The organism is Legionella steigerwaltii, assembly GCF_001468065.1.
GTDB lineage: Bacteria > Pseudomonadota > Gammaproteobacteria > Legionellales > Legionellaceae > Legionella > Legionella steigerwaltii.
In genome coordinates, this window is the sequence record NZ_LNYZ01000003.1 from 26450 (window position 1) to 43108 (window position 16659).

Here is a 16659-nt window from a genome sequence, read left to right on the forward strand (position 1 = left end):
TTGTTGTGCGTCTCTCATAGGATCTATATCTAAAAAATGCCGTTGCTGATTTAAATTGAAGCGTCTTTATCTTTTATTTGAGCCCATTGCTCATTTGCTTTTTTAATGTTGCCTGGAATGTCTTTTAACCAAATCGCTTGCACTTGTTTATTCAGATTAAGATAAAGTGTTCCGTCCACAATTTTCCAAGCTAGGGGATCGCTGACGACTTTATGACCGGAAGCTACTCCATAAGCGCAATAACCACCATAGGCAGGTAAATATTTTTCAGGATTTGCTGCAAAAGTTTTTTTATTTTCCGTGCTTGCAAAAATGTAAGCAACACCATGATGCATTACGACATAGTTCCCACTTCCTCGTAAAGGTCCACTTTTTTGTTGATAGGATACAAGATCATAGCCTTGATTCCCAACCAGACTGATGGTGTTATCTGTCTCAGCTTTTGCAGACAGAGGTAATAAAAAAAATAAAAAGAAAAAAGATAAAAAGCGTGAATGTAACAAGTTCATATTTATAACTCCTGTATTGAATTTTCTTCTTTTCAAACATTACAAAACTAGGAGTCTGTTTACAATTGGAGCGCATAAAGTCACGCCATTTTGGTCAAGATAGTAGAGCTGTAAACAAGCCCTAAAGAAAGTCATTGTGATCCATTGCCAGTAATTGAGATTCTTTGTTGTAGTTTTCTGAAAATGAAATTAGTTCAAATCGATTTTTTTCACACCATCGAATTGCAGTAATTGTCGGTAGTGTGTCTTTATTGTTTAGAGCAGACCATTGGGCATGTTCTAACAATAGGCTGGCCGCATAAGTTTGTGCCAATGCATATGCAAGGTGTCGTGCACCAGTTTGTTGCTCTTCAATACTCATCTGAGGCATGGACTGAATGTGGTTTTTTAGTTTTTGCATCGCGTGCTGGGTTTTTACTTTAGACTGAATGAGCCCCTTATGATTGATATGGCTCAGTCGATTGTGAATGTCATCAAGAAAAAATACTGCGGCATTCTCTTTATGAATCGCTCGCAAGGCATCAAGACTTAGAATATTCGTTGTTCCTTCCCATATTGAGAGCACTTGGGCATTTCTTAATAATTGTGGAAGACCCGTATCTTCAATATAACCTGCCCCACCAAAGGCTTCCAAAGCTTCGCTTATCAAGACGATTGCCCGTTTTGCTGTATAAAGTTTGACGAGAGGAGTCAAAAGCCTCAATACAGCTTGTTCTGCTTCCGTTGCTTCGTTTAATTCATCTTTGCCCAACAGTTCAATCGCATGGAACACTAGATGAAATGAGGCAGTAAAGTCTATTTGCATGTTTGCCAATGTTTCCAGATGGAGTACATGCTTTGACAAGGTGTGGCCAAATGCGACACGTTTTGTTGCATAATCACGAGCAAGTGCAATGGCACGACGCATATAACCAACGGCGCAACAGGCATTATAAATGCGCGTAATATTAAATAGGGATGAAATTTTTTTAACCCCATCACCTGCTTTCCCAACAAGTAGAGCAGGGGCATTTTCCAGAGTTAACTCTGCAGTGGGTAGGGCACGAGTACCTAGCTTGTCTTTTAGGCGATTGATGCGAATCCCATTCAGTTTGCCCATTTGATCTCGAAGCTCCAGGTAAAACAAACTTAATCCTTTACTGCCTTCAGGTGCACCCTCAATACGAGCAAGAGTCATGGCGATTTGGGACGTTGTGGCTGAAGTAAACCATTTAACGCCACTGAGGCGAAAATGGGTGCCATCTGGCCTGGCAATGGTTGATGTACCACTGACATCAGAGCCACCTGTACGTTCAGTCATCCATTGGCCGGAGGTCCAGAAATAGGTGGGGTCTGAAGAAGTTAAATGGGGAAGCGCATGTTTTTTTAAGGATTCATCTGCATAAAGTTCTAATGCACGCGCAGCTCCATCAGTCATTGCGAGAGGGCATGTATAAATTGCTGATGAAGGATGAAATAAATACAATTTGGCAAATTGATGTATGCGTGATAGAGCAGCATGTTTGCGTTCATAACCAATGGCAATTAATTTTTCTTCTGCAGAGATTTTGTCGAGTTCTTTCCATGCGTGGGAAACCGCGATGCGGTCAATGCGCTTTCCCCAAGGATCATAAGGTATATGTCGAGGTGGACATGCTTCAGCTTCTTGTCCTAATTTATAGATGTCTTCAATGACTCGTTGACCTAGGTGATGCAATTCAGGTTGAATTTCGGTCAGCATGGAAGAAGGAAGCTTCCATTCTAAATAAGTCTTTAGAACTCGATCTTCATCGTATTGGTTACCCAAACTTGGGGGAGTTTGAAAAAAATCACTCATAAATCTATTCCCTTAGATTTTTAAATTTTATCTATCTTAACCGGTCTAAAGATAAGGGGCAATCTGCTGAGTCTGATACACAACCTGCACTCAAATCTGACTTTTCCCCAAGATTTTTTACTTGTGAGTAAATAAACCCTAGAAAGCATTTAATTTTTAACAAGAAAATAAAAATAAATTTGAACTTTTCTCGTAAATCTGACAAGGTAATTGCTGAGTTTTAAAATGAAGCGCACTGAAATGAAGAAAGGAGTCTAAGTTGAGTAATTCACGTTTATTAAATAAGGAGTTTGCAGTTGCTGTTGTAATGGCTCAATTTTTTGTTAGCTTACCAGCATTTGCAGGTGGTTTTCAGTTGAATGAAACCAGTCCAAGTTTGCAAGGTTCCGCGATGGCCGGTTCTGCGGCAGCGAATAATGATGTTTCTGCATTATTTAACAACCCAGCAACATTATCTACACTACTGCAAGACCAGATATATGTTGGAGCAAGCGAGTTTGTTCCACAAATTAGCATGCAAGATGGCGCTGCTACCCATACATTTAGTGTACCAGGCATGCCACCATCAAGCATTGTTGGCGGCGTACAGGGAGACGCATCAGAACATAATATCACCAATGCAGTGTTTATCCCTCAAGGTTATATTGGCTGGCGTACTCCTATCGATAGGTTAACTCTGGGGTTAGCTGTTGTTGAGCCCTTCTACTTATATAACAAATATTCAGAAGACTCTGTTCTACGCTATGCATCCGTAAAAACCGAAATAAATTCTGTTGATATTAATCCTTCACTTGCTTACCAAGTTAATGAAAAACTGTTTGTGGGGGTTGGTTTTCAAGCCCAATATTTAAAAACAATTTTCTCTCATTTTGATGGAATCAACACAGGGGTTCCTCCTATTGATGAATTGATTGCCGCAACAGAACCAACTCATTTGAAAAGTAATGGTTGGGGTTATGGCTATACTGTCGGTGGATTGTATCAGTTCGATCAGATGACACGTTTAGGGGTCAGTTATCGTTCGGAAATCAACACAAACCTGAGTGGTAACGGCGAACAATTTACAATTATTGGTGGTATGGTCCCTCCACCTCCGTTTACTTTTTTGTTCAATAGTGAAACCTCTGTAAGTAATACGCTTAGAACTCCCGGTGTATTAACTATTGGCCTTGCTCGTGATATCAATGAATGGACTCTTAAAGCAACAGCTCAAGTGACCTTCTGGGATTATTTAGGTGATATTGTTGTTTCAACCCCAGATGCTTTTGAGACCGTTTATACTGTTCCTATGAAATGGCACAATACATTTTTTGGTTCTTTAGGTGCTGATTATCGTTACAACTCTTCTCTAACTGTACGTGGAGGATTTGCCTGGGATCAGTCACCAATAAATTCTGAAAATCGTACTCCGCTTATTCCTGACTCAGATCAATATTGGTTGAATTTTGGATTGACTTATTTAGTAAACAACCATTTCTCGATCGATGGAGCTTATTCACATATTTTTATTCATAAGCAATCTGTGAATGTCACTCAGGTCAATGAATTTATTCCTGATATGACGGCACCATTAGAAATTAATCAGGTTAGTGCCGACTACAAAGGTTCGGAGAATATCTTTTCACTGGGCTTACGCTACAGCTGTTAAGTCATTATAAGGAGATAATTGAATGTTAGCCAAAATTAGAAAAATGATATTACATGCCAAAACACGGATGACGGTGTTGGTGGGTATGTTTTCATTATGCTGTACTCTGCCCAATATCGCGCAAGCAGTTCCATTTAGTGAAATTAGCCAGGTAGTATTTTTTGGTGATAGTTTAACGGATAGCGGTTTTAATAACACTTTTACAACTGCAGCTGGAATTCCTGATAAAGCTCCTACTTTTACTACCTTTAATGGCTATACTTGGGCTCAGTATGTTGCGAATGATATCTTAGGGGTTCCTCTTCTACCTCCAGGCACCTTATTCCCAGCACTTAATGATAAGATGACCAACAACACAACCCCTCTCTTTATGGACCCAACCAAGCCGCCTTTTCCACCCCCCGTGCTGCTACCTAATGGGTTTAATTATGCCGCTGGAGGGGCTAGAACTGCAGAAGAACCTGGCGTAAGCATTTTTTATTGGGCTCCATCTGTTGCACGACAAGTTACAAACTACTTGAGTACCGCACCACAAAAACTGGATCCCAAAGCAATGTACTTCATTTGGTCAGGTGCCAACGACATACTTTTTGGAATTCAGGAACAACTTAATCCAATTGCGTTCATGCAGTTGATCGACGTTACTACAACTCAAATTAAAGAGCAGGTTGAGGCACTGGCTGAACGAGGTGCTCAAAGAATTGTAGTCTTGTCTCTACCTAACATCGGCGTTACTCCATTCATAAACGGATTGGCTGTAACAATAGGGGATCCAACGCTTCCTGGAAATATAAAAAATCTCAGTTATATGTTTGATTCTCTGTTAAAACAAAAGCTAGGTACTGTTTCGAAGCGTTATAAAAAGCACCATGAAGTAAAAATTTTATATTTTGACACTTATACCGCTTTGGATAACTTAATTAGTAATGCAGAAGCAGGGGAGCCCACAGTCGTGAGTGGAATACCTTTTTTATTTGAGAATGTTACAAGTCCTGTCTGCACTGCGCCAATAGCTATTCTATGTCAGCAGACCTCAAATAATTTTCTTTTTGCTGATGGTGTTCATCCTACTGATATGGCCCACCGCGCATTATCGTTGGAAGTAGAAAATCAAATCAGACAATGGGCATAATGTAGTCACCCATCACCCCTAGCCCCTCTCCCATTACTGGGAGAGGGGAAGTTATTTTTAAAGAAAGCTATTAATTAAACAAAGCTCTCTTCTCCCCGATAGGGCGGATGTGGGAGATTCTAGAAACTTTGCTTCGGAATAACAGTCACGTTACACTGTATTTTTTATGTAGGGTAAACATTGATGAAACTGAGAACACATAATCTTTTAACTTGGATTCCTCATCTTTTCTTGTTTTATAAAGAAAAAGTATTTCGAAAATTATTGCCCATCACAATTTTTATCATCATCTATGCCGTAATCATTGCTAGTTTTTTTGAAAATGCTACCCGTCATAATCTAGGTCAATTTCATCTGATTTTTAGCTTTATCCTGACTATAGTTATTAGTTTTAGAGTAAACGCAAGTTATTCGCGTTGGTGGGAAGGAAGAATTTTATGGGGTTCAATTGTTAATAATTGTCGAAACTTAGGTCTAAAATTTGATACTTTTATTGGCTTACATGAATGCCCTGAGTTTTACGAATTGTTGAAAAAATTACCGATTATCATCAAAGCCCATTTACGAAAAGAAAGTAGGGAGGTGCAAACAGAGTTGCTTTCTTTGTGCATTCATGAATTTGAGGGGAAACATCCAGTTCTACTAGTGACTAAAAAAATGTATCAAATACTTAATCAACTACGCCAAGAAAATAAGTTACAACTGGAACAATACCTGGCTTTGGACACTCATATGGCCAATTTGATTGATATGACGGGAGGTTGTGAACGAATCGCAAATACCCATGTGCCACCAGCTTTTGCTTTTTTTGTAAAACAAGCATTACTTTTTTATACCATTATGTTCCCTTTTGGTTGGATAGATACATTTGGATTTTTTATTATCCCGATGATGGTTATGATTGTATATATTTTATTGGGTCTGGAAATATTATCTGAGGATTTGGAGGAGCCTTTTGGTAAGGAAGACAACGATTTACCATTAAGTGCTATCGCAAAAAATATTGTTAAAAATATAGAGCAAATCGCTGAATCCTAGATGAGATTAAACGTCCAGCATACTTTCTTTAGAAGGAGGCGTGCTCTTGAAAAAAATAAATGCATAGGTTAATTTTTTAATAAAAACAATTTATTACCTATATTAAAGGCAGGCTTCATATATAATCCCTGAAGCGGCATATTCATCATGAGATAAGGAGATTCAAATGACACGTGAAAATACATCTGTTCAAGAGCATTGTCACATACATCCAAATAAACGCATTTCTTGGACAGCTGTTTTTGCTGGTGCATTAACCGCATTAGGACTCAGTTTTTTATTGAATCTTTTGGGAATTGCGATAGGACTAAGTGCCTTTAAAACCATGAGTAATGGTTCAGTCATCGCGGCTGTAAGTGGAATGTTGGGAATCATTATAGGTGTTGTGATTTCTTCGCTTGTTGCAGGATATACTGCTGGTTATTTGGGACGTTTGTATTGTCCAGAGCGTAATTTAGGGGTCGTTTATGGTTTTATTACTTGGGTTATTGCACTAATCTTAGGAGCTATATTGATAGGACTTTTAAGTCAATCTGTAGCAACCTATACCAATTCCATTTCCCGTACTGTAGTGGCAGTTCCAGTGACAGTGAATCAAATTTCAACTCCAGTAGGTACTACCAAAATTTCTTCTGCAATGAAAAATGGGCAGAATGAAGCTGTTGTAGAGGTTAATGTGACACCCACTAATCTTACTTCAGGAGCATTTATAATGTTCACGCTCTTTTTCTTGGGTGCTATCTTCACTTGTGTAGGGGCGAGTTGGGGAATGCGTTGTAAGAGAGATGATGACACAATGTAAAATAATCAACATTTCTGCCTACATTCTTTGGAATGTAGGCAAAGAATTTTTATTAATTGTTGCAATTAAAATCATAAGGAAATACCACGGAAACACTATTATCTGGACCATTTAAAATGACCGGTCCTGCTTTTAAAACACATTGACCAATAATAGGTCCTTGAAACAAAGAGTTTAATGGCGTTGAATATAAGGTTGCGCTGATGGTTAGAGGAGCTGAAGAACAAGGTATTCTATCTATAAATTGAGGTGCTTTTCCACCACCCAGAGTAAGCGATCTGCCTAATCCAAATTCATTAGTCACATTAAATGCAACATTTTGATCAAATTGCACGGGTGGGGTAGCCACTGCAACTTCTACTTTGCAACTCAAATCCTCATTGGCATATGCAGGAAGAAAAGCAGAGAAACTAATAAGAGACAATGTGGCTACGATCACTTTTTTCAACATAATAAACTCCTCATGGATTTGGATTTAATTGAATCTGACAATGATACTACTTAACACGCGAAGATCTTAGAATGATTTATAACTTTACAATGAATTGACACTCACGTAACCATAAAATAAGCAATAGACCCAATAATTTAACATATGGATAATTATTGGTCAGTCACGATATACGTTTAAAATGAATAAATTCTGCGCTTACATTGGAAAGATTTTTGAAACTGTTATATTAATTCAATTGAATCATAATAGGCCCTAATAAAATTTGAAGAAAGGGGAATAATGGCTACTATAACCATCCTTAAAAGCAACCAATTTACTCGATTCATTCTGACGTGGGTCATAGGATTGATTGGCATGGCTCAAGCTTATGCGTTTGTACCCAATGCCAGCAAACAAATCCATGAAGTATCTTCCACATCGCAAGTTAAACCAGAACATCATCGGGAAATCGTCGTGTTAATCCATGGTTTGATGCGTACATCGCTTAGTATGTGGCCATTAAAAAATTATTTGAAAAGGCAAGGATATGAGGTTTACTCCTACAGTTATCCGTCTCCAAAATACAGTATTGAAGAGCATGGGGTCTTTTTAAATCAGTTTATTAAAAATTTATTAGAAAAAAATCCGGGTGTTAAAATTAATTTTATCACCCATAGCCTTGGAGGTATTATTACTCGTCAGGCCTTATCCGACTGGTCGCCAAGACAATTAAAAAATATAGGTTGCCTCATTATGCTTGCACCACCAAATCAAGGCTCAAAACTGGCAAAACTGTCTACTAAAATATTCCCTATGTTTACTTCCCCAATAAAACCATTGGCTGAATTGAGTTCCGATCACGCATCGTACGTACACCGCGTACCTGTGCCAAATATTAAAATAGGAATTATAGCAGGGCGCTATGATGCGAAAGTCCCTCCTGAGTCGGCACGTTTGCAAGGACAAAATGATCCGATTATTGTTAACTCCAATCATACCTTTATTATGAATAATGCAAAAAGCAGAGAATTAATCATGAGTTTTTTAAAAACAGGAACATTTGCACAAGTAGCAGAGCGTTAATGCTAAAAAATTGTAGCCTGGGTGAAGGCAAAGCCGTAACCCGGGTTTCGGATAAAAAAAATCACGCGCCTCTATCCCGGGTTTCGCTGCGCTGCACCCAGGCTACAACGATCACAGGCAACGTAAATTTTCGTTAAAAGACTGCATTTAAAGACAGTATCTACATTTAATTTGATTTGTTGTATTTGAGCTTGGTGGCTACCAAATGGTCATCGCCATTTCTAGGTCTTGTTCTTCAGTTTCGGTACCCCAATCATAATCTGTTCCCTCATCATAACCTCGAATCATAGAGCTCAATGTACGGAGAATAAAAATAACTGGATGAATAACAATACTGACAGTACTGAGTGCACAACCTACTAAATCGTCGACAAGCTCTAAGGCGTGACCTGGTAAACTGGGCCAAGAAAAAGGATTTAAAAGATAAAATGGGGTGATCAATACTCGTAATAAAAATGCAGATAAATCATATAGAGCACGCAATATATGGCAAAAAAAGCTGGTAATTGCATCGAGATGAAAACCGAAATTATAATAAGGATAAAGTTTGAACTCAGCATAAATTGCTGAAGCTGCTATGCGTGTTGCACTAAAAAAAGTACTCAGAATAACTCTCCTGAGAAACAACAAAGCGCCCATCTTATCTCATTTTTGCTCATGACGCTACTTATTTGACTTCTGAAATCAAAGGTATATTTACTATTCTAAACAAGTACTTACCAATGAAGATTTGAATAATTAACTGGCCAATAATTTATAGCAAAATATTAATAAGATTTTATTACTAGGAACCTTAATCTTAATAATTGGCCAAGATAGTAGAATTGTAAACAGACCCTTCTCTAACCTCTGACCAGCAATACAGGGGTTTTGGAGATTCGAATGACTTCCTCAGCCACACTTCCTGTAAGGAGATGATGAATTCCTCGACGACCATGAGTCCCTATAACAATTAAATCAGCAGACAAGCTTGTTGCTTCATCAATCAGTTTTTCCGCAATTTGAGACTTTGATGGGATTAGCTCAGAAAGTTTCATTTCAAACTCTACTTTCGCACGACTAAGTATTCTCTTCATTGAATTTAAAAGTTCCTGCCCTTTATTCCTAGTTAATTCAACAAATGCGTCGCGATCGACATCACCTTCATACAGTGTATCAATTATATGAATCACATAAAGTTTGGAGTTTTGGCTTTTTGCAAGTTTAATGGCTTCTTTTAAAGCTAAAGTGGAGGCTTTGGTGTCATCCACTGCTACTATAATTTGTTTGTACATAGATGAGACTTCCTTGCCAGTAAAATGATTTATTTTATTTATTTAATAATACCCTAGCTTTGCTTGCTTGCAATAATACATTCTACATATCCGGACGTTTAATCCAATTGATAAGCCATTTTCCTTCATTTGCTCGCTCAAGGCAGGCAACCGTTCCCGGGATAAAAGCAACAAGAGCTTTGTCCTCATCAAGGACAACAAGTTTACCAACTAATTTACCCATAAAAGGCATGTGTCCCACATACATGATATTGTGTTGTTGCTCATTTACTTCAGCTACAAGCGGATCCACATCATCTAAAGGCTCCAGACCTTGATGAAACTCTATTTCTCTGGGAAAGGCTAAATTAGATGCCAGGATTGACGCAGTTTGTTCGGCTCTACGTTTGCCGCTGTGGAATAGATGAGCAATTTCTATTTTTTTATGACTAAGAAAATGACTTAAATGCTCAATGTCAGTTATTCCTTTTTTACTCAGTGATTGTTGGGGATCAATTTCTTTTCCCAGGCTTTCCCCATGTTGAACAAGATATATTTTCATTATGGTTCCTTCCTAACTAAAATTGTAACCTAAGTATAGTTAATGAAAACAAGCTTAATTTGTAGTTCAACATAAAAAATAACTTTATTTTTTTATGTTGATAGTTCGAACTGGAATAACGTTCATTTAGTGTTATAAAAGCCATTAAAATTCCGTTTATATCGAACTTACATTAGTCTAATCTAGCCGAGTAATTCCAAGCATTTTTAAAATATATTTCTCATATACTGGTTCAGATAAACCATGTTTCACTTTATAGCTAAAATACTTTTCAAAAACTATTTTAGCTAAATGCACCCATTTCCCTTCTTTGGCCCAATCTGTATTTCTGGGTTGGGTTTCTGGAATCGCGACGAATGCAATTCGTGTATTAACCCATATCAGCAAGGCAAATGGCTCTTCTTGATGCTATGGCTACAGTGGGCTTGCAGCAATATTTTCCACTATGGCTGCCGTCATGGTTTCAATCATATATCCTGTTTTAGGGACACCTGTTGGTACAAGAGTTGGTTCCACCGGAATCGTAATGCAGAGCTTCTCCGTTAGCCAGGTAAATATTATTCTGTTCTGCATCAATACAGGCTACTGGTTGCGCAATAAAATCAATATTTCATTTTTCGAAATATTCCTTCAGGGGTAAATTAATTGCTTCACGTGAACGCCAACCGATATCTATCCAAACGTTAGATGGAACAAATTGGAAACAATCAACCTCATGGATCACCGTGATTTTGCAGGTCGTCACAAGTTTTTCCTAAGGCCATAGGCAGTTGAGACACCCGCAATTCCAGCACCTATAACTATGATGTGAGCCATAATCATGCCCTCCCTGATTCAGTCCTGTTTACTTGCTGCCGACACCCAATTTGTTCAGAATTTTTTCTAAAGGACAAAACTGAGTAAACCCACTTTGAAATAAATTGGCACCTACAAAAACAGTAACCCAAAGAAAATAGTTACTGAGATAAAGGGGACTTTGCGGCACACCAAATGCTAGAGAAAGTAAAATAAATGTTCCCGCAACAATACGAACAATACGTTCAGTGTTCATGAGAAACTCCTTGTCAGCATGCTAAGAATTACGCCATTTCCACCAACCCAAATAAATTAAAGGAATGAGGAATAATGTAAGTATAGTTGAAGCAAAGGCTCCAAATATTAATGAAATGGCAAGCCCGCCAAAAACAGGATCAGATAACATCACTGCGGAGCCTAAAATAATTGCAAAAGCTGTTAAAAGAATAGGCAAGAGCCGAACCACACCGGATTCTGTGACAGCAGATTCGATTGAAGATCCGGCTCGCTGGTTCTCCAAAATAAAATCGATGAGTAATAAAGAGTTTCGTACAACAATTCCTGCCAGAGCAATCACACCAATCATGGAAGTCGCTGTAAACGGTTGATGCATAATCCAGTGGCCGGGAAATACGCCAATAATTGTGAGTGGAATAGCGCCCATAATAATCAGCGGTATGAAAAAGGATCGATAAAACCCTGTCAGTAATATATAAATAAGTACAATTGCTACTATAAAAGCCGAGCCCAAGTCACGAAATACGTCTAAAGTTAAACGCATTTCACCAAGCCAAAGTAACTGATTTTTAGTAATATTCTGCGGTTGCTCTTCTGCAAAGCCAAGATTTCCAACGGTTAAATGGATGTCGTGAGGCAGTTTTTCATTGTGCAGCATATGAGTTACGGTTGCTACCGCATAGGCTGGGCTGGAGTGCAGCATCTCACCTGTGACATAAACAACTTGATGTTGATCGCGGGTGAAAATGGGTTTTTCTTGGATTACATTTTTAAAATCAACTACCCTTGATAAGGGGACAAGTTGATTTTGCTGATTTAATAAATACAATTTTTTTAGAGATGTAATATTATTTCGCGTGATTCTGGGTAAGCGAAGTATGATATTTTCGGGTTCAAGAAGGCCTGGTCTGTGGCCATTACCTACATTAACCCCTTTAAAATAACTACGTATCTCATTAGCCAGTGTATTAGGAAGCAGGCCTGAGAAAACAGTTGCGTTTCGATTAATCAAAATGCTGTATTCAGTTAAATCTTCAGTGACTGAATTATCAATATTTATCATCCCATAGATCTTGGGATAAATTGTACTGCTGATGTATTGTCCTAGCTCTCTTAAATGATCGTAATTTGGTCCATACAATCCTGCTTCCATTTGTGAGCGAACCGGAGGTCCTGGAGGACTTTCAAAAAGTTTGATATGGGCTAAAGGATAAGTATGACGAACATCCGATAATGAATCGTAAACGTGTTGCGCGATTTCATGAGATCCAATAGATCGTTCGCGTTTATTGACTAAATTGACGCGAATTTGCGCGTAATGGGTGCCACTGTTCATTGCATCCCCTCGAACCATAGCTGCAAAATCTTCGGGGGCAGCTTGACCCAAAAAGAGCTGATAATTGGTTATAAAATGATTTTTGGCAAGAACGTTGGAAATATCATCTGTAATCTTTAGGGTTTGCTCTAACGAGGAACCGGCTCCAGAGTTCACCTCAAGTAAAAAGGTATTCACATTATCATCAGGAAGCATTTTAAGCTCAACACCTAAGGGACTCAACGGGCCATTAGTACCTGATGGTCGGATGAATTGCCATAAAGGTTGCAACATCACCAGAAATAAAAGAACAACAATAAAAACGTAAAATGAATATCGTAACCATCGAGATCTTAAAAGCGCAGTAAAAAGATAAATATAAATTTTATGTATAAAGCTTAAGTGGTTTTTTTCTTGAGAAATGACGAGCTGATTCTCTGAGTGCAAATAAGACCGGTGTTTCGTTTTTAGCCATTGATAAGCCAAATAAGGAACAACGGTATAGGCAATAATAAGTGAAGTAAGCATGGCTAGAGGAGCATTAAAAGGGATAGGAGCCATAAAAGGACCCATCATGCCTGATACAAAAGCCATGGGAATCAACGCAAGAATGACAGTAAAAGTAGCGATGATGGTTGGTTTTCCTATTTCATTTGCTGCATATACGATCAACCGAGTGAGGTTATGTTGCGCTTTTTGCATCATATGACGATGGATATTTTCAATCACAACGATACTGTCATCTACCAATAAACCCAACGACAGAATTAATGCGAATAAGGTGATCCGGTTAATCGTTTGTCCTGATATCCATCCTATCCCAAGTACAATACAGAGAATCAGTGGTATGGAAAAAATCACTATAGATGCCTCACGCCAACCTAAAAACAGCATTAAAAGAAGTACTACGGAGGCAATCGCAATCCCTAAATGTTCAATCAAGGTATTGACGGCATCATTCGCATCGTCACCATAATTGCGTGTTACAGTGGTTGTTACATCGCTGGGTATCATGTTGCTTTCTTGAACGAGTTTTAACCGCTCAAGTATTGCATTGGCGACAACCACCCCATTGCTGCCTTTTTGGCGTGCCAGTGCAAGCGTTACTGCAGGTTTGAGCACTCCGGCGGACTGATTTGAGGCGCTTGGGCCGAAGGCAAAATAGGAGCGGATGTTTTCATCCGTTGGTGCTAACTCAACGTGAGCAACATCTTTTAATAAAACAGGCTTACCATTATCTACGCCAATGATGATTTTATTCAGGTCCTCAGGTGAGATGAGATTTCCCTCGACACGTAAAGGAATTTCACGCAGGTCGGGCTCCAACTTCCCAGCATTCAGGCTGATATTGTTCACCTCGAGCGCTTGTTTGATTTTTTGCAATGGAATGAAATGCGAAGCCATTTTATCAGGGTCTAACCATACACGCAGCGCGGAAGGTGAGGCGCCCATAACCCAGCTTTTTCCTACTTGAGGCACACCGCGTAATTGTTCGAGTACTTTGGTTGCCATGTTCTGCAGTTGGATTGAACTGTATTGAGAGGAGCTAAGTGTAATCGTCAACAGAGGGACATCATACAGACTGATTGATTGTATCAAAGGCATTAATGTGCCCGAAGGCATTTTATCCATATTGCTGTTGATTTGATTGTATACTTTAACCAGGCTGTTTTCTTCGTTTTCGTTTACTTTAAATCGTACTGTGACTAATGAATTGTCATTAATTGCCATGCCATAGGTATGATCCACTCCAGGAATAGATGCCATGAGTCCTTCCAATGGTCTTATGATTTGATGCAACATTTCCTGAGCATCACTTCCTGGACGATTCACGGAAATTGCGACAACAGGAACTACAATTTCAGGATTATAAGTTCTCGGTGTGAATTCTAATGCAAGCGCACCAAACAGCAGGGAACTCAGAATAATGAGCAGCGTGAGTTTTGAATGAATAAAGGCCCTAGCCATTTGGCCTGCACTGTTCAATAGAGGTTTATGTGGGGTATTTTTATTCAAAATCCATTTGCTCCGATGCATTTTTTGTGTTGAAAGAGTTGTAAAAACAACACTTATTTTTCAATAATTACACTATCTTATTTCTCAGATGGAATTAACTCATTCGTTAGCATTAACAACCGTCCTCGCGCAAGAATTTGATTATATTGCGATTGGATGCAGCGATTTTTTGCTTCGGCCAGTTTCATTTGGCTTTCCAATAATTGCCCGAGTGGCACCAATCCACGTCCATATCTTTTGCTAAGATGCCCCACAACTTCTTTTGCTTGTATTGCATTCGCATGATTTGCTTGATATTGAATTTCTGCAAGTTCTTCAGCACGTCGTGCCTGGATGAGTGCAAGACGCAGTGCATTTGCTGTATCTTCTAATTGAAAAGTAGCTTGTTTCACCTCCGCAACTGCTTTTTGGACGGCTCCTGAGTGTTCCCCAGAGCTGAATAATTCCCAATTGACGCCCAGGGCAATGAGATTTGATGGAAGTCCAGCACCTACAGCATTCCCATTCCAATCCTGCCGTAATTGCAGGTTTACCTGCGGTTTATTTGCTGAATTTACCGCATCAACATGGGCACGGCCTGCCTCTATGGTTGATTTGATCGCACGCAATTGCGCATTATGGATGAGTGCCTTTTGAGTCAGAGTGGCAATTGTTCTTTTTGTTGTGGGAAACTGAACGGAATTACTTGGAACATACAAATGTTTTTGATGGCCAACTAAACTGCGGAACTCATCAAGATGGTTTTGCCATTCTGCTTGCGCTGCTCTTAAAGATGTTTTTACTGTCCTCAAATAAGTATCCGCAAGTAACAAGTCACTTTCTATAACAAGAGACTGCTTAAAAAGGGCTTTAGTTGTTTTGAGATACACGGTAGCCGCATTGACTTCTTCTTTCGCAAGAACTACAAGTTTATTGGTCGCAAGAACGCCCTCATAAGCCTGGAGAATATCATAAGCCAGTTGCATACGTGCTGCTTGATTCCCGTGTTGCGCAGCACGAAGCAGGGCATTGGTATTCCTCAATCGTGCTATGGTTTCACCCCCCGCGTAAAGGGGTACGGTTAATTTAAATCCTGCGTTGTAATTGCTGTAATACCCTGGCGAATTCAGTGCTTGCGGTCTTAAATTAATTGAATCGGGGCCTGTGAATTGTCCCAGACCAAAATCAGCAAATGAAACATTACCCTGACTTAATTTATAACTAAAAACGTTTAAGGGATTATCACTGCGAGCAGCATTCATTTCTATGCCCAGCTTGGGTAATCCGGTTCCCCGTGTTTCAATAATTGCTGCTCTGGCTGATTCAATTTGAGCTTGGCTTGCACCAATGCGAGGATTGCTGCTGAGTGAAAGACGTACTGCTTCAATATAACTGATGGGTTTCACCATTTCAGCACTTACTAAAGAAGACGCCAGGAACTGGCTTAGTCCCAAGAGCAGTAATTTTTTTTGAACAGTTCCTCGAGTTATCACACTATACCCTAATATAAAGACATGCAATTGGGTTGACAGAGTTTCAAATCTTTCCCTAAATTTCCTGGAGAACTCGTTGGAGGCGCGCTTTTACCTCCTGGGCTAAATGTTTAATTTCTGGTTTATTAACCAATTGAAGTATTGCTTCAGGATCCATAAATTCAACATGTACTTGCTGGTCATCATTCTGTCGGACAACAACATTGCAGGGAAGTAACAAACCAATAGACGAATCGGCTTCCAGGGCACTATGAGCTAGCTGAGGATTACATGCTCCAAGTATACGATAAGGCGGGATGTCTTTATTCAGTTTGCGCTTCATGGTTGCGGATACATCGATCTCGGTAAGAATCCCGAAGCCTTCTTTTTGTAGTTCATTAGTCACGTGCTTAAGTGCTTGCTCAAATGAATAGTTAACTTTTTTGCCAAATCCGTATGAATTTTGCATGCCCAAACCTTAATTTTTATGTTGATTTTCTAATTATAAATGATTTGCATATTAAGTTGAAAGAGAAATAGTGATACTTCGATGATATGTGCCTACGAGA

At 39.1% G+C, this 16659-nt stretch carries 17 protein-coding genes; 5 read left to right on the top strand and 12 right to left on the bottom strand.

Annotated elements, in window-relative coordinates; translation table 11 throughout:
- Window positions 1-50: 50 nt before the first annotated feature.
- Window positions 51-509, bottom strand: a complete 459-nt coding sequence (locus Lstg_RS02690) for a YHS domain-containing (seleno)protein (RefSeq protein WP_058476129.1) — start codon at window positions 507-509, stop codon at window positions 51-53.
- A gap of 121 nt (window positions 510-630) precedes the next feature.
- Window positions 631-2325, bottom strand: a complete 1695-nt coding sequence (locus Lstg_RS02695; RefSeq protein WP_058476130.1) for an acyl-CoA dehydrogenase family protein — start codon at window positions 2323-2325, stop codon at window positions 631-633.
- Between the two features lie 259 nt (window positions 2326-2584).
- Between Lstg_RS02695 and Lstg_RS02700 the strand changes: the two genes are divergently transcribed.
- The 4 genes from Lstg_RS02700 (at window position 2585) to Lstg_RS02715 (ending at window position 6945) form a co-directional block, all read left to right on the top strand.
- A complete protein-coding gene (locus tag Lstg_RS02700) occupies window positions 2585-3973 on the top strand; it encodes an OmpP1/FadL family transporter (protein WP_058476131.1) in 1389 nt (462 codons plus the stop codon).
- A 22-nt stretch (window positions 3974-3995) separates the two neighbouring features.
- Window positions 3996-5105, top strand: coding sequence for an SGNH/GDSL hydrolase family protein (locus Lstg_RS02705; RefSeq protein ID WP_058476132.1), 1110 nt, complete (start codon window positions 3996-3998; stop codon window positions 5103-5105).
- 183 nt (window positions 5106-5288) lie between these two features.
- A complete protein-coding gene (locus tag Lstg_RS02710) occupies window positions 5289-6143 on the top strand; it encodes a bestrophin family protein (protein ID WP_058476133.1) in 855 nt (284 codons plus the stop codon).
- A 166-nt stretch (window positions 6144-6309) separates the two neighbouring features.
- The gene (locus Lstg_RS02715; protein WP_058476134.1) at window positions 6310-6945 is read left to right on the top strand and encodes a hypothetical protein; all 636 of its coding nucleotides are present in this window, start codon (window positions 6310-6312) and stop codon (window positions 6943-6945) included.
- 52 nt (window positions 6946-6997) lie between these two features.
- Here the strand turns inward: Lstg_RS02715 and Lstg_RS02720 are convergent, their stop codons facing one another.
- A complete protein-coding gene (locus tag Lstg_RS02720) occupies window positions 6998-7396 on the bottom strand; it encodes a hypothetical protein (protein ID WP_058476135.1) in 399 nt (132 codons plus the stop codon).
- Between the two features lie 282 nt (window positions 7397-7678).
- On the opposite strand from Lstg_RS02720, the gene Lstg_RS02725 reads away from it, so the two are divergent.
- Complete coding sequence (locus Lstg_RS02725; RefSeq protein WP_058476136.1) at window positions 7679-8461, top strand: esterase/lipase family protein; 783 nt, start codon at window positions 7679-7681, stop codon at window positions 8459-8461.
- Between the two features lie 198 nt (window positions 8462-8659).
- On the opposite strand, the gene Lstg_RS02730 is transcribed toward Lstg_RS02725, so the two are convergent.
- From Lstg_RS02730 to Lstg_RS02765, 9 genes are all read right to left on the bottom strand, one after another.
- Complete coding sequence (locus Lstg_RS02730; RefSeq protein ID WP_115324542.1) at window positions 8660-9100, bottom strand: hypothetical protein; 441 nt, start codon at window positions 9098-9100, stop codon at window positions 8660-8662.
- Window positions 9101-9303: 203 nt separating this feature from the next.
- The gene (locus tag Lstg_RS02735) at window positions 9304-9735 is read right to left on the bottom strand and encodes a universal stress protein (RefSeq protein ID WP_058476137.1); all 432 of its coding nucleotides are present in this window, start codon (window positions 9733-9735) and stop codon (window positions 9304-9306) included.
- An 82-nt stretch (window positions 9736-9817) separates the two neighbouring features.
- Window positions 9818-10276 carry a phosphohistidine phosphatase SixA gene (gene sixA / locus Lstg_RS02740; RefSeq protein ID WP_058476138.1) on the bottom strand — a complete coding sequence of 153 codons (459 nt, stop codon included), beginning with the start codon at window positions 10274-10276 and terminating at the stop codon, window positions 9818-9820.
- Between the two features lie 177 nt (window positions 10277-10453).
- The gene (locus tag Lstg_RS17945; protein ID WP_058476139.1) at window positions 10454-10663 is read right to left on the bottom strand and encodes a hypothetical protein; all 210 of its coding nucleotides are present in this window, start codon (window positions 10661-10663) and stop codon (window positions 10454-10456) included.
- Between the two features lie 223 nt (window positions 10664-10886).
- Entirely contained in the window at window positions 10887-11021 is a 135-nt protein-coding gene (locus Lstg_RS18090; protein ID WP_274519315.1) for a hypothetical protein, read from the bottom strand.
- A 99-nt stretch (window positions 11022-11120) separates the two neighbouring features.
- Window positions 11121-11327: a YgaP family membrane protein gene (locus Lstg_RS02750; RefSeq protein WP_058476140.1), complete on the bottom strand. Its 207-nt coding sequence runs from the start codon at window positions 11325-11327 to the stop codon at window positions 11121-11123.
- A gap of 21 nt (window positions 11328-11348) precedes the next feature.
- Entirely contained in the window at window positions 11349-14591 is a 3243-nt protein-coding gene (locus Lstg_RS02755) for an efflux RND transporter permease subunit (protein ID WP_238585358.1), read from the bottom strand.
- 125 nt (window positions 14592-14716) lie between these two features.
- A complete protein-coding gene (locus tag Lstg_RS02760; protein WP_058476142.1) occupies window positions 14717-16111 on the bottom strand; it encodes a TolC family protein in 1395 nt (464 codons plus the stop codon).
- Window positions 16112-16166: 55 nt separating this feature from the next.
- Window positions 16167-16559, bottom strand: a complete 393-nt coding sequence (locus tag Lstg_RS02765) for a DUF302 domain-containing protein (RefSeq protein WP_058476143.1) — start codon at window positions 16557-16559, stop codon at window positions 16167-16169.
- Window positions 16560-16659: the final 100 nt, after the last annotated feature.

Excerpts from the sequence above, each read along its gene's own strand:
- Lstg_RS02690 (WP_058476129.1), bottom strand. The coding sequence starts at position 509 with ATGAACTTGTTACATTCACGCTTTTTATCTTTTTTCTTTTTATTTTTT.
- Lstg_RS02695 (WP_058476130.1), bottom strand. The coding sequence starts at position 2,325 with ATGAGTGATTTTTTTCAAACTCCCCCAAGTTTGGGTAACCAATACGAT.
- Lstg_RS02705 (WP_058476132.1), top strand. The coding sequence starts at position 3,996 with ATGTTAGCCAAAATTAGAAAAATGATATTACATGCCAAAACACGGATG.
- Lstg_RS02710 (WP_058476133.1), top strand. The coding sequence starts at position 5,289 with ATGAAACTGAGAACACATAATCTTTTAACTTGGATTCCTCATCTTTTC.
- Lstg_RS02715 (WP_058476134.1), top strand. The coding sequence starts at position 6,310 with ATGACACGTGAAAATACATCTGTTCAAGAGCATTGTCACATACATCCA.
- Lstg_RS02720 (WP_058476135.1), bottom strand. The coding sequence starts at position 7,396 with ATGTTGAAAAAAGTGATCGTAGCCACATTGTCTCTTATTAGTTTCTCT.
- Lstg_RS02725 (WP_058476136.1), top strand. The coding sequence starts at position 7,679 with ATGGCTACTATAACCATCCTTAAAAGCAACCAATTTACTCGATTCATT.
- Lstg_RS02730 (WP_115324542.1), bottom strand. The coding sequence starts at position 9,100 with ATGGGCGCTTTGTTGTTTCTCAGGAGAGTTATTCTGAGTACTTTTTTT.
- Lstg_RS02735 (WP_058476137.1), bottom strand. The coding sequence starts at position 9,735 with ATGTACAAACAAATTATAGTAGCAGTGGATGACACCAAAGCCTCCACT.
- sixA (WP_058476138.1), bottom strand. The coding sequence starts at position 10,276 with ATGAAAATATATCTTGTTCAACATGGGGAAAGCCTGGGAAAAGAAATT.
- Lstg_RS02750 (WP_058476140.1), bottom strand. The coding sequence starts at position 11,327 with ATGAACACTGAACGTATTGTTCGTATTGTTGCGGGAACATTTATTTTA.
- Lstg_RS02755 (WP_238585358.1), bottom strand. The coding sequence starts at position 14,591 with ATGGCTAGGGCCTTTATTCATTCAAAACTCACGCTGCTCATTATTCTG.
- Lstg_RS02765 (WP_058476143.1), bottom strand. The coding sequence starts at position 16,559 with ATGCAAAATTCATACGGATTTGGCAAAAAAGTTAACTATTCATTTGAG.